Origin of the sequence: Streptomyces sp. NPDC050549, assembly GCF_040655035.1 — a bacterium.
Lineage (GTDB): Bacteria > Actinomycetota > Actinomycetes > Streptomycetales > Streptomycetaceae > Streptomyces.
Genome location: NZ_JBFAJD010000029.1, coordinates 50,140 through 68,797 on the forward strand (window position 1 = coordinate 50,140; position 18,658 = coordinate 68,797).

The 18,658-nt window shown below is 70.7% G+C and carries 14 protein-coding genes; 4 read left to right on the top strand and 10 right to left on the bottom strand.

The features are described 5' to 3' along the window. The first annotated feature begins 86 nt into the window (after positions 1–86). Together AB0I51_RS33325 and AB0I51_RS33330 are read left to right on the top strand one after the other, a co-directional pair. The gene (locus AB0I51_RS33325; protein ID WP_362981640.1) at positions 87–1,082 is read left to right on the top strand and encodes a carboxymuconolactone decarboxylase family protein; all 996 of its coding nucleotides are present in this window, start codon (positions 87–89) and stop codon (positions 1,080–1,082) included. Between the two features lie 163 nt (positions 1,083–1,245). Beyond that, positions 1,246–1,917: a hypothetical protein gene (locus AB0I51_RS33330; protein WP_362981642.1), complete on the top strand. Its 672-nt coding sequence runs from the start codon at positions 1,246–1,248 to the stop codon at positions 1,915–1,917. A 27-nt stretch (positions 1,918–1,944) separates the two neighbouring features. On the opposite strand, the gene AB0I51_RS33335 is transcribed toward AB0I51_RS33330, so the two are convergent. From AB0I51_RS33335 to AB0I51_RS33375, 9 genes are all read right to left on the bottom strand, one after another. Next, a complete protein-coding gene (locus AB0I51_RS33335) occupies positions 1,945–3,492 on the bottom strand; it encodes an NCS1 family nucleobase:cation symporter-1 (RefSeq protein WP_362981644.1) in 1,548 nt (515 codons plus the stop codon). Between the two features lie 128 nt (positions 3,493–3,620). Further along, a complete protein-coding gene (locus tag AB0I51_RS33340) occupies positions 3,621–4,640 on the bottom strand; it encodes a TIGR03842 family LLM class F420-dependent oxidoreductase (RefSeq protein ID WP_362981646.1) in 1,020 nt (339 codons plus the stop codon). A gap of 11 nt (positions 4,641–4,651) precedes the next feature. Further along, positions 4,652–6,055: a dihydropyrimidinase gene (gene hydA / locus AB0I51_RS33345; RefSeq protein WP_362981648.1), complete on the bottom strand. Its 1,404-nt coding sequence runs from the start codon at positions 6,053–6,055 to the stop codon at positions 4,652–4,654. Between the two features lie 115 nt (positions 6,056–6,170). After that, positions 6,171–7,013, bottom strand: a complete 843-nt coding sequence (locus tag AB0I51_RS33350) for a nitrilase-related carbon-nitrogen hydrolase (protein WP_362981650.1) — start codon at positions 7,011–7,013, stop codon at positions 6,171–6,173. A 155-nt stretch (positions 7,014–7,168) separates the two neighbouring features. Beyond that, positions 7,169–8,731: a PucR family transcriptional regulator ligand-binding domain-containing protein gene (locus AB0I51_RS33355; protein ID WP_362981652.1), complete on the bottom strand. Its 1,563-nt coding sequence runs from the start codon at positions 8,729–8,731 to the stop codon at positions 7,169–7,171. A 27-nt stretch (positions 8,732–8,758) separates the two neighbouring features. Continuing rightward, positions 8,759–10,045 (bottom strand): aspartate aminotransferase family protein, encoded by a 1,287-nt coding sequence (locus AB0I51_RS33360; protein WP_362981654.1) that lies wholly within the window; start codon positions 10,043–10,045, stop codon positions 8,759–8,761. Further along, positions 10,042–10,884, bottom strand: a complete 843-nt coding sequence (locus AB0I51_RS33365; protein WP_362981656.1) for a nitrilase-related carbon-nitrogen hydrolase — start codon at positions 10,882–10,884, stop codon at positions 10,042–10,044. The genes AB0I51_RS33360 and AB0I51_RS33365 overlap by 4 nt, the downstream gene beginning before the upstream one ends. A 216-nt stretch (positions 10,885–11,100) precedes the next feature. Beyond that, positions 11,101–12,903, bottom strand: coding sequence for a hypothetical protein (locus AB0I51_RS33370; protein ID WP_362981658.1), 1,803 nt, complete (start codon positions 12,901–12,903; stop codon positions 11,101–11,103). 166 nt (positions 12,904–13,069) lie between these two features. Next, on the bottom strand, positions 13,070–13,321 hold the full coding sequence (locus AB0I51_RS33375; protein WP_362981660.1) for a helix-turn-helix transcriptional regulator: 252 nt from the start codon (positions 13,319–13,321) through the stop codon (positions 13,070–13,072). Between the two features lie 32 nt (positions 13,322–13,353). Here AB0I51_RS33375 and map point away from each other — a divergent pair, with 32 nt between their 5' ends. Together map and AB0I51_RS33385 are read left to right on the top strand one after the other, a co-directional pair. Continuing rightward, positions 13,354–14,121: a type I methionyl aminopeptidase gene (map, locus tag AB0I51_RS33380; protein ID WP_362981662.1), complete on the top strand. Its 768-nt coding sequence runs from the start codon at positions 13,354–13,356 to the stop codon at positions 14,119–14,121. A gap of 109 nt (positions 14,122–14,230) precedes the next feature. After that, positions 14,231–16,774, top strand: a complete 2,544-nt coding sequence (locus AB0I51_RS33385) for an ATP-dependent Clp protease ATP-binding subunit (RefSeq protein WP_362981664.1) — start codon at positions 14,231–14,233, stop codon at positions 16,772–16,774. Here AB0I51_RS33385 and ggt read toward each other — a convergent pair. Continuing rightward, positions 16,758–18,560, bottom strand: a complete 1,803-nt coding sequence (gene ggt, locus AB0I51_RS33390; RefSeq protein ID WP_362981666.1) for a gamma-glutamyltransferase — start codon at positions 18,558–18,560, stop codon at positions 16,758–16,760. The genes AB0I51_RS33385 and ggt overlap by 17 nt on opposite strands. Between the last annotated feature and the right edge of the window lie 98 nt (positions 18,561–18,658).

Genomic DNA, 18,658 nt, shown 5'->3' on the forward strand with positions numbered 1-18,658 from the left:
CGGGCCCGCACCACCCGGCCGACGCAGCGTCAACTCCCTTCGGCCGTACGACGACCGGAGGCATCCGGGCGGCACACGCTGCTGCCATGTCCACACCTTTCCGTCACACCCGGCCCCCGTCGCCGAAGTCCGCCACTGGCCGCACCGCAGAGGTCTTCGAGCAGATCGCCGTCGACTTCGGGATCGAACGGCCCCCGACCTTCGTGGTCCTGTCCTCCGTGCCCGAACTCCTCTCCCCCGCCTGGGCGTTGATGCGCGAGTCGCTCATCGCGGGCACCGGCAGCCGCACCGGTAAGGAGCTGGCCGCCCTCGGTGTCTCGCTCGCCAACAAGTGCCCGTTCTGCGCGGACGCGCACACCGTCCTGCTGCACGCCACCGGCGACCACGCCCTCGCCGAGCACCTGGCGCGCGGCGGCACACCGGAGAACGCGGAGCACGCGCGCGTGCTCGACTGGGGCCGCCGCACCCGGGTCCCGGGCGCGGCCCTGGCCCCGTACCCGTTCCCGCCCGAGCAGGCACCCGCCTACCTCGGCACCGCCCTCGCCTTCCACTTCATCAACCGCATCGTGTCGGCCCTGCTGACCGAACAGCTCCTGCCGGGCAACGCCCAGCGCTTCCGGGCCGTACGCAGCCTCGCCGGCCGCAGCGTGGCCCGCACCGTACGCCGCAGTGCCGTACCGGGAGCGGCGCTCCCCCTGCTCGACACGCCGGGCCCCGGCCCGGACTGGGCGGCCGGAACCCCGGTGGGTCCGGCCTACGACGCCCTGCGCACGGCGGCGCTCGCAGGCGCGGACCTGCTCGACGCGGACGACCTGACCCTCGTACGAGAGACGCTGTGGGCCTGGGACGGGGGGCATCCGCCGGTCGTGCTGCGCGGCTTCCCGAACCGGCGGGAGCGGCCGGCGGCGCGCCTGGCGGTGCTGGCCGCGCTCGCGCCGTACCGGATCACGGAGGAGGACGTGGCCGCCTGGCGGGAGCCGTCGGACAGTGACGCGAGTCTCGTGCGGCTCGTGGCATACGGTGCGTTCGCGGCCGTCGAACGGATCGAGACGACGATGCGCGTGCCCGCCGCTCGCGCCTGACGGATGGACATAAGAGGACACACAACGCGCCCGCAGTCTGGCACTGTCACCGCACGGGCACGGAGCGAGTTCGTACTTCCGCCTCACAGGGAGTCATGTGACACTGGCGTCCCCGTCCGCAGTGCGGACCCGCTCCGCACCCTTCCCCCACGAGAAGTGCGACTTGCGTTCTCTTCCTCTGCCGCTCGCTCTCACCGCGCGTCTGTCGCCGGTCGTCGTGCTCGCCGCGATGGGCTGGGCCCTGACGTCCGGTCCGTTCGCCGCGACGACGACCGCCGATCACAAGTCGACGCCCGACTCCGGCACCCCGTCCGGGTCCTCGGCCCCGTCGACGGCGCCCGCGGCCAAGGCGTACTCCACGTCCCCCGCCCCGTGCGGGAGTGTGACGGCGGCGACGCTCAAGTCACTGGTTCCGGGCGCGAAGACGGCCGGCAAGGAGATCCCGTCCACGGACACGAAGGTGCGCCGCACCTGCTCGTGGAACGCGCTCAAGGGGTACGACTACCGCTGGCTCGACGTGTCGTACGAGATCACGGAATCGGATGAAGCGGCGAAAAAGTCGTACACCGAGACGATTACGGAGAAGAGCGGCGGCGGGGTGGTGCCGGGGCTCGGTGACGCGGCCTACTCCATCGTGAACCTCACCACAGAGGACAAGCAGCAGACGCGTGAGGGCACGGTCGTCGTCCGCGCGGGCAACGCGCTGGTGACCATCACCTACAACGGCAGCGACTTCGAGAACAAGAAGGCGCCGAGCACGGACGTCATCAACAAGGGTGCGATCAAGGCCGCGAAGGAAGCGGTGACCGCGCTGGAGGGCGCCAAGGCCAGATAGCCCCGGCGCCCTCCGACACGACGAGTGCTACGCCTCGAGGGGCGCCGGTTCCGTCGGTGCCGGCTCCTTCCGGGTCAGCAGCGTCAGGACCACGTACAGGACCATCGATGTGCCGAGGCCCACCGCCCAGCCGTAGTCGGCGAGCGAGGACAGGGCCGGGATGGGACGGCCGTCGATCAGCGGGTGGAAGTCCGCGCCGCCGACTGCAAGTACACCACCCACCAGGAAGGCGACGACGGCCCGCCAGTTCCAGCCGCCGTCGTACCAGTAACGGCCGCCCGCCCTGTACAGGTCGGTGAGGTCGAGCTTGCCGCGGCGCAGGATCCAGTAGTCGGCGATGAGGATGCCGGCGACCGTGCCGAGCAGACCGCCGACCAGGCCGAGCCAGGTGAAGATGTAGCCCTGCGGGTCGGAGTACAGCTTCCAGGGGAAGATCAGCACACCGAGGACACAGGTGACGAGGGCGCCGGAGCGGAAACTGATCTTCCGGGGCGCGATGTTGGAGAAGTCGAAGGCGGGCGAGACCAGGTTGGCCGCGATGTTCACGGACAGGGTCGCCACCAGGACGGTCACCAGCGCGTAGAGCAGACCGACCACGTTGTCCGTCTTGGCGGCCAGCTGCACCGGGTCCCAGATCGCCTTGCCGTAGACGGCCTGCGAACCGGAGGTGACCAGCACCGACAGGAACGCGAACAGTGTCATGGTCGTGGGCAGGCCGAGTGCCTGGCCCCACGTCTGGGCCTTCTGGCTCTTGCCGTAGCGGGTGAAGTCGGGGATGTTGAGCGACAGCGTGGACCAGAAGCCGATCATGCCCATCAGCGAGGGCCAGAACAGCTTCCAGAAGCTGCCGCCCCAGCCCAGCTTGGAGGGCTGGTCGAAGAGCGGGCCGAGGCCGCCGGCCTTGCTGCTCATCCACCACAGCATCACGAACGCGCCGACGAGCACGAAGGGCGCCGCCCAGTTCTCGAAGCGGCGGATCGTCTCCATGCCCCGGTAGATGATGGCCACTTGGAGCGCCCAGAACAGCGCGAACGACAGCCACATCGTCCAGGCGTACCCGCCGATCTGCGAGGCGTTGGCCCAGCTGTCCCCGATCAGCTTGCCGGCGAGGAAGAAGATCGCCTCACCGCCGATCCAGGTCTGGATGCCGAACCAGCCGCAGGCCACCAACGCCCGTACCACGGCGGGGAGGTTGGCGCCGCGCACACCGAAGGAGGCACGCGCGAAGACCGGGAAGGGGATGCCGTACTTCGGTCCCGCGTGCCCGGTGAGCAGCATGGGCACGAGCACGATCAGGTTGGCCAGGGCGATGGTGAACACCGCCTGCTTCCAGTCCATGCCCACGGCGATGAGCCCCGAAGCCAGGGTCCAGGAGGCCGTGTTGTGGGCCATGCCGACCCACAGCGCGGAGAAGTTGTACGTGGTCCAGGTGCGCTTCTCGACGGGAACCGGCAGCAGATCGTCGTTGGCGTACGGCCCGCTGGGCTGCGGGGATCCTGGGGCGATCTCCACCCGCCCGTCGGCGAGGGTGACTTGAGCGGTCGGCTCTATGGCCGTGGGAGCGGTGTCGGTCATGGGCAGGCCAATCAATGAGGTGGGTCCGGAAAGGCCGTGCGGGGGCTCCGGTCCTCCTCCCCAGGACGGTGGGGAGGAGGAGAACTGGAGTGGGGGGAGGGGGAGTTGAGCGGTGGTGCGTGAGCGCGTCAGGCGTTGACGGCCGGGATGACCGTCGCGCCGTAGGCGTCGATCGTGGCCTCCTGCGCGTCGTGCATGTCGTAGACGGCGAACTGGTCGACGCCCAGCTCGCGCAGGGCGTTGAGCTTCTCGATCTGCTTCTCGGCCGATCCGATGATGCAGAACCGGTCGACGATCTCGTCGGGGACAAAGGCGGTGTCGGGGTTGTCGGCACGGCCGTGGTGCGAATAGTCGTACCCCTCACGGGCCTTGATGTAGTCCGTGAGTTCGTCGGGTACGGCGGCGGAGTGTTCGCCGTACTTGGAGACGAGGTCGGCGACGTGGTTGCCGACCATGCCGCCGAACCAGCGGCACTGGTCGCGCGCGTGGGCGAGCGCCTCGGGCGAGTCGTCCTCGGTGACATAGGCCGGGGCGGCGACGCAGATCTTGACCTCGGACGGGTCGCGTCCGGCGGCGACGGCCGCGTCCTTGACCGCCTTCACCATGTATTCGGTGAGGTAGAGGTCCGCGAGCTGGAGGATGAAGCCGTCGGCCTCCTCGCCGGTCATCTTCAGCGCCTTGGGACCGTACGCGGCCATCCAGACCGGGAGTCGGGCGTCCTCCTTGGCCCAGGGGAACTTGATGACCGTGCCGCCGAGGTCCGCCTCCTGGCCGGAACCGAGCGCCCTGATGACCTTCATGGCCTCGCTGATCCGGGCCAGGGTGTTCGGGGTGCGGCCCGCGACACGCATCGCCGAGTCGCCGCGGCCGATGCCGCAGACCGTGCGGTTGCCGAACATGTCGTTCAGGGTGGCGAAGGTGGAGGCGGTGACCTCCCAGGTGCGGGTGCCCGGGTTGGTGACCATCGGGCCGACCGTCAACTTCGTGGTGTTGGCCAGGATCTGACTGTAGATCACGAATGGCTCCTGCCACAGCACGGCGGAGTCGAAGGTCCAGCCGTAGGTGAAGCCGTTGCGCTCGGCGCGCTTCATCAGGCTGATGACCCGCGAGGCGGGCGGGTCGGTCTGCAGGACGAGTCCGAAGTCCATGTGCGCCACTCCTAGTTGAGGTACTGACTGGTGGAGCGCGGGGTGTAGACGCCGTGGCCCGCGTGCCCGGTGTACTCCCGCTCGGTGATGACGAGTTCGCCGCGCGAGAGGACGGTCTCGACGCGGCCGGTGAGGCGCTTGCCCTCGTAGGCCGAGTAGTCGACGTTCATGTGGTGCGTCTCGGCGGAGACGGTCTGCTCGGCGTGCGGGTCGTAGATGACTACGTCGGCGTCCGCGCCCGGGGCGATGGTGCCCTTCTTCGGGTAGAGGCCGAACATCCGCGCCGGGGAGGCGCAGGCGATCTCGATCCAGCGGCGGCGGCTGATGTACCCGTCGACGACGCCCTGGTGGAGCAGGTCCATGCGGTTCTCGACGCCCGGCATGCCGTTGGGGATCTTCGAGAAGTCGCCCCTGCCGAGCTCCTTCTGGCCCACGAAACAGAAGGGGCAGTGGTCGGTGGAGACCACCTGGAGGTCGTTGGTGCGCAGGCCCTGCCACAGCTTGGCCTGGTGCTCCTTGGGGCGCAGCGGCGTGCTGCACACGTACTTCGCGCCCTCGAAGTCGGGCTCGGCGAGGTTGTCGGTGGAGAGGAACAGGTACTGCGGACAGGTCTCGCCGAAGACAGGGAGCCCCTCGTCGCGCGCCTTGGCCAGCTCGGCGACCGCCTCCATCGCGGACACGTGCACGACGTAGAGCGGGGCACCGGCGACCTGCGCGAGCTTGATCGCGCGGTGGGTGGCCTCGGCTTCGAGGAGGGCCTTGCGGACCTCGCCGTGGTAGCGGGGGTCGGTCTCACCGCGCGCGAGCGCCTGCTCGACCAGCACGTCGATCGCGATGCCGTTCTCGGCGTGCATCATGATCAACCCGCCGTTGTCGGCGGCGCGTTGCATGGCCCGCAGGATCTGGCCGTCGTCGCTGTAGAAGACGCCCGGGTAGGCCATGAACTGCTTGAAGGAGGTCACGCCCTCCTCGACCAGCAGGTCCATCTCCTTCAGGGTGTCCTCGTTGACGTCGGAGACGATCATGTGGAAGCCGTAGTCGATGGCGCAGTTGCCCTCGGCCTTGGCGTGCCACGCGTCGAGGCCCTCGCGCAGGGCGCCGCCGACGCTCTGGATCGCGAAGTCGACGATGGTCGTCGTACCGCCCCAGGCGGCGGCCCGGGTACCGGTCTCGAAGGTGTCGGCGGCCTTGGTACCGCCGAACGGCATCTCCATGTGCGTGTGGGCGTCGACCCCGCCCGGGATGACGTACTTCCCGGTGGCGTCGATGACCCGCTCGGCGGTCCATGCGTCGGCCGTCGGGGTGCCGGAGGTGGCGAGGGCCGCGATGCGGCCGTCTTCGATCAGGACGTCGGCGTGGAGTTCGTCGGACGCGGTGATGACTAGGCCGCCGCGGATGACGGTACGGGTGCTCATTGTTTTGACTCCGCTGGATTGTGGTCTGGTGCGGGTCGGTGGGGGCTGGCTGAGCAGTTCCCCGCGCCCCCTGAGGAGCTTCGCTCCCCGGGGGCCGGCGGGAATCCTGCGTGTCTTACGGTGCGGTCAACGGGCCGTACGCGTCCGGGCGGCGGTCGCGGTAGAACTGCCAGCGGTCGCGGACCTCTCGCAGTTTCGCCAAGTCCAGTTCGCGGACGACCAGTTCGGGCTCCTTGTCGCTGGCCACCTCGCCGACGAACTGGGCCTCCGGGTCGACGAAGTAGGTCGTGCCGTAGAAGTCGTTGTCGCCGAGCTCCTCGACACCGACCCGGTTGATGGCGCCGACGAAGTACTCGTTGGCGGCAGCGGCGGCCGGCTGCTCCAGCTGCCACAGGTAGGCCGACAGGCCGCGCGAGGTCGCCGACGGGTTGAAGACGATCTCGGCACCGGCGAGGCCGAGGGCGCGCCAACCCTCCGGGAAGTGCCGGTCGTAGCAGATGTAGACACCGATCCTGCCGACCTTGGTGTCGAAGATCGGCCAGCCGCTGTTGCCCGGCCGGAAGTAGAACTTCTCCCAGAATCCGGGGACTTGGGGGATGTGGTGCTTGCGGTACTTGCCGAGGTAGGAGCCGTCCGCGTCGATCACGGCGGCCGTGTTGTAGAGGACGCCGGGCTGCTCCTCCTCGTACATCGGCAGGACCAGGACGATGCCGTGTTCCTTGGCGAGCGCCTGGAAGCGCTTGACGATCGGGCCGTCCGGGATCGCCTCGGCGTACTCGTAGAACGCCTTGTCCTGGACCTGGCAGAAGTACGGTCCGTAGAACAGCTCCTGGAAGCACAGGACTTGAGCACCCTGCGCGGCCGCGTCGCGGACCGCCTGCTCGTGGACCTGGATCATGGACTCCTTGTCGCCCGTCCAGGCTGTCTGGAAGAGAGCGGCACGAATCACTGTGCTCATCGGGACCTCCGGTCGCTGGGTGTGCGAGGAGCCTAGGAAGTCCGGAAGTCGTCTTTGAGTTGCACGGTGTCACGTCTGCGGACGCTCGGCGTTCCACGGTGTCACCCTGTCGTGGCCGCATGTTTCACCGCCGTTTTCGCAGGTAGTCCCATGTTTCACCCCTGTTGCGCGTCGTGCGCGAGGAGCGCGATGTGTACCGACGCGGCCTGCTCGAAGTCGTCGAGGTCCACCCCGAGCCGGCCCTCTATCGCCTCCAGCCGGCGGTACAGCGCGGGCCGTGAGACGTGGTGGAGCTGAGCGGTGCGCGACTTGTTGCGGCCGGTGGCCAGATAGGTGCGCAGTACGGCGAGCAGGTCCTCGTCGGCGGCGCACAGCAGCCCGTCCAGCTCCCGCTCGGCGAACGACTGCACCTGCGGGTCGTCCCTGAGCAGCCGGACCAGGCCGCGCAGATGGACGTCCTTGAGGCGTACCACGGTGGGGAGTTCGAGGGCGTCGCTGGAGTCGGCCACGGCGTCGGCGACGTGCTGTGCCTCGCGCAGTCCGGCGGGCACGTCGTCCCAGACGGTGCGCTGCCCGGCGGCGGCCACCACCGCCTTCAACGCCCCCGACTCGGTGCGCAGCCGGCTGGCGAAGTGTGCGGCGAGGGCGTCCGCGTCCTGGTCCCGGGGCAGGCTGAGCAGGACCGCGGTGACACCGTCGGCCAGTTCGGCGACGAGTCCGGGCAGCCCCAACAGCCTTAGCACTCGGTCGAGTTGGGCCGAGTCGCCGTCCCGCACGACCATCGGCACGAAGGTGCGCCGGTTGACGGGGAGTCCGGCCGCACGGGCGCGCGGCAGGAGCTGCCGTGCCGGTACGACTCCGCTCGCCAGGTCGGTGAGCAGGCTCTGGGCGGACTGTTCCTCCCAGGTGTGGGCGGAGCCGCCGAGCATGCGGTGCAGGACGAGGGCCTCGGCGGCGCGGTCGGCGAGGAGGCGTCCGGTGGCGGTGTCGCCGCGGTGGCCGCACAGCATGATCTGGCCCCAGCGCTCGCCGCGTCCGCCCAGTTCGGCGCGGATCCAGCCGTCGCCCTCGCTGCCGCCGGCCTGCCGGGAGATGCGCTCCCAGTCGCGCAGCACGTCGTCGACGGCGGACCGCTCCCCCGCCGTGGCGAGGACTCGGTGGGCGAGGTTGGTGACGACCACGGGACAGGCGCTGTGCGCGGCGACCTCGTCGAGCAGGCTCTGCAGCGGGGCGCCGGCGGTGATGAGTCCGGTGAGCGCGGTCCGTACGGCCTCGGAGAGGCTGACGGCGGCGAACTTCCGCCGTACCAGCCGGGATTGGACCTCTTCCGTCAACTCCGCGAAGGGGAAGGGCCGGTGGAGCACCACCATGGGCAGCCCGCACCGCTCGGCCGCACGGCGCATCACGTCCGGCGGGGCGGGGAAGGCGCGGCCGAGACCGAGGACCACGGCTGATGCCTCCGCGCGGTGCAGGGACTGGATGTACTCGGCCTGGGCGCCCTCGTCACCGGCGAGGAGGACGCCGGTGGTGAGGATCATCTCGCCGCCGCTGAGCATCACGCCGACATCGGCGGCCTCGGCGACGTGCACCCACCGCACGGCGCGGTCGAGTTGGCTCGCGCCGGCCACCACCTCGGGTTCCCCGGCCAGAACCCGTTCCAGGGCGAGGACCTGACGGACCGACAGGGCGGGTTCCAGGGTGTCCAGGGTGGTGGCCATGACGATGTTCCCTTGCTCGTACTACTGCTACTGCGTGCTCGCCAGAGCCCGTTCGAGGATGGCGGCGCCCTCTTCGGCCTCCGCGACGGTGAGGGACAGCGGCGGGGCGATGCGCAGGGCGCTGGTGTCGTGTCCGCCGCCCTTGCCGATCAGCAGTCCGCCCTCGCGGGCCGCTTCGAGCACGGCGGAGGCGGCCTGCGGATCGGCCTCGTCGGTGCCCGGTTTCACCAGCTCGATACCGATCATCAGTCCGCGTCCGCGCACTTCCCGTACGCCGGGATGCTTCGCCGCTGCGGCCCTCAGCCGCTCGATGAGGAGGCCGCCGACGCGCCGGGCGTTGCCCTGGAGGTCGTGCTCCAGCAGGTAGGTGAGGTTGGCGAGGCCCGCCGCCATGGTGATCTGGGTGCCGCCGAAGGTCGAAATGCTGTTGGAGTCGAGGCAGTTCATGATGTCGGCGCGGGCGACGACACCTCCGATCGAGCTGCCGTTGCCGATGCCCTTGGCGAAGGTGAGGATGTCCGGCGGACCGTTCTGGGCGTGCGCCTGCCAGCCCCAGAAGTGGTCGCCGGTGCGGCCCCAGCCGGTCTGCACCTCGTCGGCGATCCACAACACGCCCCGCTCGGCCAGCACTTCGCGGAAGGCCGCGTACAGGCCGTCGGGCGGGGAGGTGAACCCGCCGACGCCCTGGACGGGTTCGGCGATGAGGGCGGCAGGCGGGCGGACGTGACCGAGCAGGTCCTTCAGGTCGGCCACGCAGGCCGCGATGAACTCGGCGTCGGACAGCTGGGCGTAGGGTCCGCGCGTGCGCACGCCGCCGTGGACGTACAGCGTCTGGAGCGGGGAGAGCGAGGTCGGGGACCAGCTGCGGTTGCCGGTGATGCCGACCGCGCTGAAGGAGCGGCCGTGGTAGCTGTTGCGCATGGCCAGGATCTGGTTGCTGCGCCGGTACGAGGTCGCGAGCAGCAGGGCGGTGTCGTTGGCCTCGGTGCCCGAGGTGGTGAAGAAGACGCGGGCGTCGGGGATGCCGGACAACTGGGCGACGCGCTCGGCGAGTTCGACCATCGGCCGGTTGAGGTAGAGCGTGGACGAGTGGAGGATCCGCCCGGCCTGCTCGCTGACCGCCTTGGTGACCTCGGGGAGCGCGTGCGCGGTCATGGTGGTGAGGATGCCGCCGAAGAAGTCGAGGTACTTGTTGCCCTCGGCGTCCCAGACGTGCCGGCCCTCGCCGTGCGTGATCTCGAGCGGGTTGTCGTAGTAGAGGGCGAGCCAGTCCGGGAGCACGGCCTTGTGCCGTCCCAGCAGATCCTTGGTCACGGTTGCACCAACCCTTCGTAGGCGTCGGGACGACGGTCGCGGTAGAACGCCCACTGCTGGCGGACTTCCTCGATCAACCCGAAGTCCAGGTCGCGGACGACGAGTTCCTCGTCCTTGTCACTGGCGACGTCGCCGACGAACTGGCCTCGCGGGTTGACGAAGTACGACGTCCCGTAGAAGTCGTTGTCCCCGTACTCCTCCTGTCCAACCCGGTTGATCGCGGCGATGAAGTACTCGTTGGCGACGGCCGCGGCGGGCTGCTCCAGCTGCCAGAGGTAGGCGGAGAGACCGCGCGAGGTGGCGGACGGGTTGTAGACCAACTGGGCGCCGTTGAGGCCGAGCTGGCGCCAGCCCTCGGGGAAGTGGCGGTCGTAGCAGATGTAGACGCCGACCTTGCCGACGGCGGTGTCGAAGACGGGCCAGCCCGCGTTGCCCGGCCTGAAGTAGTACTTCTCCCAGAAGCCCTTGACCTGCGGGATGTGGTGCTTGCGGTACTTGCCGAGGAAGGTGCCGTCGGCGTCGATCACGGCCGCGGTGTTGTAGTAGAAGCCGTCCTGCTCGATCTCGAAGACCGGGACGACGATCACCATGCCGGTCTCGCGCGCGAGCTGTTGCATACGACGCACGGTCGGCCCGTCGGGCACCGGCTCGGCCCAGTTGTAGTGCTCCGGTTCCTGGACCTGACAGAAGTAGGGGGCGTTGAACACTTCCTGGAACCCGATGATCCTGGCGCCCTGGCGGGCCGCCTCGCGGGCGTGTTCCTCGTGTTTCGCCACCATTGACCCGGTGTCGCCGGTCCAGGTGGCCTGGACCAGAGCGGCGCGTACGACGTTGGCCATGAGCTGCTCCTTCGACGGGACGTCAGCGCCTCTACGCCCGTAGACAAAGGCCGTAGAGGGATGAACGTAAGCCTCCGGAGGAGCCTTGCCAAGACCATCGTCGTTAACCCGCGGAGTCGATCGCGTTTCACACTCCGGTGGGCGAGCCTGGGGCCGGTCGCCGCACTCCCGCCGTCCGCCCGAAGGGCGGGCTCAGCGGTGTCCGGCCCCAGCCAGTCAGGCAGTGAAGCCCGCGACCCGCAGGGCGTGGACGAGGTCCCAGTGGCGTTCGTCCGAGACGCCCTGGGCGGCCTCCACCAGCAGCGGCACTAGCTGCTGGGGGTCGGCCGCGACGCTGCGGGCCGCCTCCTCGGGGGTGCGGACCCGGACGTAGGCGTCGAGCAGGGCGCCGATCTCGCGGCGGCGGCCCTCGGCGGCCAGCGCGAGCACGGCGTCGCCTATCTCCTCGGCCGGGCGGGCCACGCCCTGCCGCAGGATCTGCTCGCCGTCCGCCGTACGGCCCGCCGCGACCAGCGCGTCCGCCGCGCCGACCAGTCGGTCGGCGGGCAGCGAGGCGGCCTCCCACAGCAGCGTCGCCCAGTCCGCGCCGAGCCCGGCGCGCTGCAGCTCGGCCGCGAGCAGCGGGAAGCGCGCGGCGGGCCAGTACGCGGCCTCGGCGAGCAGTGCGTGCGCCTCGCCGCTACGGCCCTCCCGCCGCAGCCCCACGAGCCGCTGCACGGCCTCCACGGTGGCCTGCCGCGCCTCCGCGTCCAGCGCCTCCCGCTTCGGCTGCGCCCGCTCCGCCGGCCGCGCGGCCCCGGCGAACCGGGCCCCGCGCGGGGTGCGGCGGGCGGTGGACGCGGGGGCCGGCAGATCCGGTACGGCCGCCGCGGGGCCCGGGGCCGGGGCGGCGGTGTCGCCCTCGGCCATACCGGCGAAGCGGGCGCTGCCTCGGCGGCGCTTGCGCTGCTTGGGGGTCGGGGCGGAGGCGGGTGCCGGGTCGGGGTCGGGGGACTGCGCGGGCTCGGGGGCCGTGGGCTGTGCGGGGTCGAAGGCGGCGGACCGCGCGGCCTCGGGCGCGGGCCAGCCGGAGGGCTCGGGCGCGGGAGTGGCGGCGGGGCCCGGGAAGTCGTCCCGCAGGGGGGCCGGGCTGCCGTAGCCGGGGTTGGCGCGTTCGAAGTCCTCGTAGCCTCGTCGCGCGTCGGGGGTCCTGTCGTCGCGGGACGCGGGCCGGGTTCCGGTGTCCGCCAGGCCGTAGCCGCGGCGCGCCTCACGGACGCCCTCGTCATGGCGCAGGGGATCGGGGCCGCCGTAGGCCCGGCCGGTGCTGTCGGGGCCGCCGTGGCCGCTCTGCGCTCCGGCGCCGGGTGTCTGTTCGGTGTCGCGCTGGCGGGGCAGGCGGTGCGGGGCCGGGCCGTTGCCGTACGGGTCCTCCCCGCCGGACCGGCCCTCCTGGTCCTGGAAGGTGTCGTCGACCCGGAACACGTTGCCGTGCCGGTCGCGGTGGACCGCCCCGCCACCCCTGAGGTGGACCCGGTTGTCCAACTCCTGGATGCGGGCGCGGAGTTCGGCGCAGCGGGCGGTGGCGCGCTCGTGGTCGTCGTGGGCCCAGGCGAGGTCGAGGCGGAGCGCGTCGGCCTCCTCCTGCGTGGTGGCGGAGCCGAGCAACCGCCCCAGTTCCGCCTGCCGTTCGGCGGCGTACTTCTGCTCGCGGAGCATCACGTCGAGCCGGTCGCCGAGGGCGTCCCGGCTGCCGGGCCGGGCGTCGAACGCGGCGAGGGCCGCCGCGTGCAGGGCGCGGGCCCGTTCCTTCTCCTGGGCGGCGACACCGGGGCCGTACTCGGCAGCGAGGTCCTGGAGCAGCGCCTCCACCACGTCCCAGGGCGGTATCTCACGGCCGCCCAGGCAGGCCTGCATACCATCGGGATCGCGCTGCCAGAACACCCCGCACCAGCCGCCGCCCTGGTCGAGGCGCGCCAGCAGCCGGTCGAGGTAGTTCGCGAACTCCCGCACCTGTCCGGGGAGTTGATCCACAGCCATGCTCCAACTCCCGCCAGACCGGAATGCTCCGGTCCGTAGAAAACACCATTTGTGTTACGACGCGGCTACGGAAGCTTTTCGAGCCGGGCGCAGAGAGTTCGGAGCCTACGCCTCCCCCCTGTGCGCCCGCCGCGTTCCGCTGCATCCGCCGTGTCCGACACCCGATTCAGGCCGCCAACGGCGCACACCTGACCACGAGTTGGTCCATGGACAGCCCGAGCGCGTCGGCGAGGGCGGCGACCGTGAAGAAGGCGGGCGTGGGAGCCCGGCCGGTCTCGATCTTACGGAGGGTCTCCGCCGAGATGCCCGCGTTCGCCGCCACGTCCGTCATGCTCCGGCCACCACGGGCCTCGCGGAGCAGCCGGCCGAGCCGTTCGCCGCGTTCACGCTCTTCGGGGGTGAGAGGGGTGCGTACCATGCCGTCATTCTAATACCGGTATAGTAATTGGCATGGTGGAACTCAAGACGGACACGTCTATCGATGCGATGTACGAGGCGGGCCAGGTCGTGGCCCGCGCCCTCACGGCCGTGAAGGAGGCCGCCGACGTGGGCGTATCCCTGCTGGAACTGGACGAGTTGGCGCACGACGTGCTGCGCGCGGCGGGCGCGACCTCACCCTTCCTCGGCTACCGCCCCTCGTTCGCACCCACCCCGTTCCCGGCGGTCGTCTGCGCCTCGGTGAACGACGCGATCGTGCACGGCATCCCGGACGGCTACCGGCTGCGCGACGGCGACCTGGTCTCGATGGACTTCGGCGCCAAGCTGGGCGGCTGGGCCGGCGACTCGGCCATCACCTTCATCGTCGGCACGCCGCGCCCCGCCGACGTACGTCTGATCGACACCGCCGAGCGCGCCCTCGCGGCAGGCATCGCGGCGGCCGTCGTGGGCAACCGCATCGGCGACATCGCCCACGCGATCGGCACGGTCTGCCGTACGGCCGGCTACGGCATCCCCCAGGGCTTCGGCGGCCACGGCATCGGCCGCCAGATGCACGAGGACCCCGGCGTCCCGAACGAGGGCCGCCCGGGCCGCGGCCTCCCCCTCCGCCACGGCATGGCCCTCGCGATCGAGCCCATGCTGATCGCGAGCGGCAAGGACGGCTACCACGAGGCACCCGACGGCTGGACCCTCCGAACGAACGACGGGTCGAGGGCGGCACACGTGGAACACACGGTGGCCATCACGGAGGACGGCCCAAGGATCCTCACGGCACGCTGAGCGCTTTCAAGGGGCGCGGGGAACTGCGCGACCAGCCACAACGCAGCCGCAGACATAACGCACCCAAACCGCACATGCCCAGCGCAGTGGTCCGTGCCATGGTGGATTGATGACCAGCGGCTACATATCCCCCGAGAACGACCCCTTCGGAGACTTCCTCGCCAGGCTCTTCGGAGGAGCCGCCCGCCCAGGTCCACGCCACGTGGACATAGGCCGCCTGCTGAGCCAACCGGCGAGGGACCTCGTCCGCGGCGCCGCCCAGTACGCCGCAGAACACGGCAGCCACGACCTGGACACACAACACCTGCTCCGCGCCGCCCTGTCCGCGGAGCCGACCCGTGGCCTCCTCACCCGGGCCGGCGCGGACCCCGACTCCCTGGCGGCAGAGATCGACGAGCGCTCGGGCCCGGTCCAAGCCCCGGAGGGCACGTCCCTCAACCTCACCCCGGCCGTCAAACGCGCCCTCCTGGACGCGCACGACCTGGCGAGGGCGGGCGGCGCCGGCTACATCGGGCCCGAGCACGTCCTGGGCGCGCTCGCCGCGAACCCGGACTCCGCCGCCGGACACATCCTGAACGCGGCCCGCTTCGCCCCCACGGGCCTGCCGCCGGAGGCACCCGACGGCGCACTGCCGCGCACGGACCAGCCGCGCCCCACCGGCACCCCCACACTCGACAAGTACGGCCGCGATCTCACCGACCTGGCCGGGCAGGGCCGTATCGACCCGGTGATCGGCCGCGACGAGGAGATCGAGCAGACCATCGAGGTGCTGTCCCGGCGCGGCAAGAACAATCCGGTGCTGATCGGCGACGCCGGTGTCGGCAAGACCGCGATCGTGGAGGGGCTCGCCCAGCGCATCACGGACGGCGACGTGCCGGACGTGCTGACCGGGCGGCGGGTGGTCGCCCTCGACCTGACGGGCGTGGTCGCGGGCACCCGTTTCCGGGGCGACTTCGAGGAGCGGCTGACGAACATCGTCGGCGAGATCCGCGCCCACTCGGACGAACTGATCGTGTTCATCGACGAATTGCACACCGTGGTCGGCGCGGGCGGTGGCGGCGAGAGCGGTTCGATGGACGCCGGCAACATCCTCAAACCGGCCCTCGCGCGCGGCGAGTTGCACATCGTGGGTGCCACGACCCTGGAGGAGTACCGCAGGATCGAGAAGGACGCGGCGCTGGCCCGCAGGTTCCAGCCGATCCTGGTGCCCGAGCCGACCGTCGCGGATGCGATCGAGATCCTGCGCGGACTGCGCGACCGCTACGAGGCGCACCATCAAGTCCGGTACACCGACGAGGCGTTGGTGGCGGCCGTGGAACTGTCCGACCGCTATCTCACCGACCGCCGCCTGCCCGACAAGGCGATCGACCTGATCGACCAGTCGGGCGCGCGGGTACGGCTGCGGGCCCGTACGAAGGGTACGGACGTACGGTCCCTGGAGCGCGAGGTGGAGCAGCTGGCCCGGGACAAGGACCAGGCGGCGGCCGACGAGGACTACGAGAAGGCGACCCGACTCCGGGACCGTATCGCCGAGTTGAAGGTGCGGCTGACGGAGGCCGGCGGCGAGGACACAGGTGACGAGGGCCAGCACCTGGAGGTCACCGGTGACGCGATCGCCGAGGTGGTGTCACGGCAGACCGGTATCCCGGTGAGCAGTCTCACCGCGGAGGAGAAGGACCGGCTGCTCGGTCTGGAGGAGCATCTGCACCGGCGGGTCGTCGGCCAGGAAGAGGCGGTCCGGGTCGTGTCGGACGCGGTGCTGCGTTCCCGCGCCGGGCTGGCGAGCCCGGACCGGCCGATCGGCAGCTTCCTGTTCCTGGGCCCGACAGGCGTCGGCAAGACGGAACTTGCCCGCGCTCTCGCGGAGGCCCTGTTCGGCAGCGAGGACCGGATGGTGCGCCTCGACATGAGCGAGTACCAGGAACGGCACACGGTGAGCCGTCTCGTGGGCGCCCCGCCCGGCTACGTCGGCCACGAGGAGGCCGGCCAGCTGACCGAGGTCGTACGCCGCCACCCGTACTCACTGCTGCTCCTCGACGAGGTCGAGAAGGCGCACCCGGACGTCTTCAACATCCTGCTCCAGGTCCTGGACGACGGCCGGCTGACCGACGCCCAGGGCCGCACGGTCGACTTCACCAACACGGTGATCGTGATGACCAGCAACCTGGGCTCCGAGGCGATCACCCGGCGCGGGGCCGGCATCGGCTTCGGCCCGGGTGGCGCCGACGCGGACGAGGAGGCGCGGCGCGAGCAGATCCTGCGCCCGCTGCGCGAGCACTTCCGCCCGGAGTTCCTCAACCGCATCGACGAGATCGTCGTCTTCCGTCAGCTCACCGCCGAGCAACTCCGGCTGATCACCGAGCTGTTGCTGGAGCGCACCCGCCGTCTCCTGCACGCGCAGGGCATCACGGTCGCGTTCACGGACCCCGCCGTCGACTGGCTGTCCCGGCAGGGCTTCCAGCCCGAGTACGGCGCCCGGCCACTGCGCCGCACCATCCAGCGCGAGGTCGACAACCAGCTGTCCCGGCTGCTCCTCGACGGCCGGATCACCGAAGGCGGCCGGGTGAGCGTGGACGTCGAGGACGGGCGGCTCGCGTTCCGCGCGGAACCGCCGCCGCCCGCCTCCGACTCACCGTCTACGGCGCCGGACTGACCACCGCCGCCGAGCCGCCACCCCGACGAACCTTCTCGGCGGCGGCCAACCACTCGCCGTTCGGCAGCCGTTGCACGCCCGTCGCCGCGCCGATCTCCGGGTTCAGGGTGAAGGAGTGCCCGATGGCCTGCAGCTGGGTCTTCAAGTCGCTGTTGTACAGGGCCGGTTCGAGTTCCGTGTTGGCCGCGTTGCGCTGGCTGGCGCGGGGTGCGGCGATCGCGTCCACGAGCGGGAGCCCTCGGTCGAGGAACTCGGTGAGGGTCTGGAGCACGGTCGTGATGATGGTCGCGCCGCCGGGTGAACCGAGCGCCACGACCGGCTTGTTGTGCTTGTCGAGGACGATCGTCGGCGAGATCGACGAGCGCGGGCGCTTGCCCGGACCCGGGAGGTTCGGGTCGTGGACGGCCGGGTTGGCCGGGGTGAAGGAGAAGTCGGTCAGCTCGTTGTTGAGCAGGAAGCCGCGGCCGGGCACGGTCATCGCGCTGCCGCCGGTCTGCTCGATGGTGAGCGTGTAGGAGACGACGTTGCCCCACTTGTCGGCGACGGTGAGGTGGGTGGTGTTCTCGCCCTCGTAGGTCGTCGGGGCGGCCGTCCCGGTGGCGGTGCAGGCCGTCGGGTTGCGCGGGTCGGCGGGCGCCAGCGGGCTGGTGAGCACCGCGTCGTCCTTGATGAGGCAGGCGCGCGAGTCGGCGAACTTCTGCGAGAGGAGTTCCTTCGTCGGTACGTCCTCGAAGGCGGGGTCGCCGACCCAGCGTCCCCGGTCGGCGAACGCGATCCGGCTGGCCTCGATGTAGTGGTGCAGGTACTGGACCTCGCCGGCCTTCGAAAGGTCCGTCTTCTCAAGGATGTTGAGGGCCTCGCCGACGGTCGTGCCGCCGGAGGATGAGGGTGCGATGGAGTAGACGCCGAGTCCGCGGTACGTCGTCTTCGTGGGCGCCTGGAGCTTGGCGCGGTAGGCCGCGAGGTCCTGGGCCGACAGCTTGCCGCGGCGGGCGTTCCAGCCGGAACTCGCGTCCACCTTCGGCTGGTTCACCGTGGCGAGGATGTCCTTGCCGAGGGCGCCGCGATAGATGTCGCCGATCCCCTTCTTGCCCAACTCCTTGTACGTCGCGGCGAGTTCGGGGTTCTTGAAGGTGGAGCCGACGACCGGCAGCGCGCCGCCGGGCAGGAACAGCTTGGCGGTGTCGGGGAAGTAGCGGAAGCGGGTCTCGTTGGCCGCCGTCTGGGTGCGGAAGGTGTCGTCGACCGTGAAACCGTCGCTCGCGATCCGCTCGGCGGGCTTGAGCACCGTACCGAGCTTCTCGCTCCCCCACTGGTCGAGGGCCGTCTGCCAGGTGGCGGGCGTGCCCGGGGTACCGACGCTGAGGCCGCTGCTGACGGCGTCGGCGAAGGCGAGGGCCTTGCCGTTCTCCACGAAGAGGTTGGAGTCGGCGGTCAGCGGGGCGGTCTCGCGGCCGTCGATGGTGTGCACCTTACGGGACTTGGCGTCGTAGTAGACGAAGTAGCCGCCTCCGCCGATGCCGGAGGAGTAGGGCTCGGTGACACCGAGCGCGGCGGCGGTGGCGACGGCCGCGTCGACAGCGTTGCCGCCCTTCTTCAGGACCGCGATACCGGCCGCGGTCGCGTCCGCGTCGACGCTCGCCACGGCGCCGCCGTAGCCGACGGCGACCGGAACCTTCGTCGGTGTGCTGCTGCTCGTCGCGGCGGGTGGGGCCGCGGCCCCGACCGACACCACGGCGACCGAGACCGCCAGGACCGACAGTTTCCGTGCCACAGGGCGACGCATCCGTACCTCCAGTCCAGAACCGTCCGCGCAGCGTATCCACCTGGCACGGACCCCGACAGACCGCTTCCGGCCGCCGCCACACGAACGTCACACGTCGA

Bases quoted from the DNA above. Each gene is read 5' to 3' on its own strand.
- AB0I51_RS33375 (WP_362981660.1), bottom strand. From the start codon at position 13,321: ATGGTACGCACCCCTCTCACCCCCGAAGAGCGTGAACGCGGCGAACGG.
- AB0I51_RS33325 (WP_362981640.1), top strand. From the start codon at position 87: ATGTCCACACCTTTCCGTCACACCCGGCCCCCGTCGCCGAAGTCCGCC.
- AB0I51_RS33385 (WP_362981664.1), top strand. From the start codon at position 14,231: ATGACCAGCGGCTACATATCCCCCGAGAACGACCCCTTCGGAGACTTC.
- hydA (WP_362981648.1), bottom strand. From the start codon at position 6,055: ATGAGCACCCGTACCGTCATCCGCGGCGGCCTAGTCATCACCGCGTCC.
- AB0I51_RS33340 (WP_362981646.1), bottom strand. From the start codon at position 4,640: ATGGACTTCGGACTCGTCCTGCAGACCGACCCGCCCGCCTCGCGGGTC.
- AB0I51_RS33355 (WP_362981652.1), bottom strand. From the start codon at position 8,731: ATGGCCACCACCCTGGACACCCTGGAACCCGCCCTGTCGGTCCGTCAG.
- AB0I51_RS33370 (WP_362981658.1), bottom strand. From the start codon at position 12,903: ATGGCTGTGGATCAACTCCCCGGACAGGTGCGGGAGTTCGCGAACTAC.
- map (WP_362981662.1), top strand. From the start codon at position 13,354: ATGGTGGAACTCAAGACGGACACGTCTATCGATGCGATGTACGAGGCG.
- AB0I51_RS33365 (WP_362981656.1), bottom strand. From the start codon at position 10,884: ATGGCCAACGTCGTACGCGCCGCTCTGGTCCAGGCCACCTGGACCGGC.
- ggt (WP_362981666.1), bottom strand. From the start codon at position 18,560: ATGCGTCGCCCTGTGGCACGGAAACTGTCGGTCCTGGCGGTCTCGGTC.
- AB0I51_RS33335 (WP_362981644.1), bottom strand. From the start codon at position 3,492: ATGACCGACACCGCTCCCACGGCCATAGAGCCGACCGCTCAAGTCACC.
- AB0I51_RS33350 (WP_362981650.1), bottom strand. From the start codon at position 7,013: ATGAGCACAGTGATTCGTGCCGCTCTCTTCCAGACAGCCTGGACGGGC.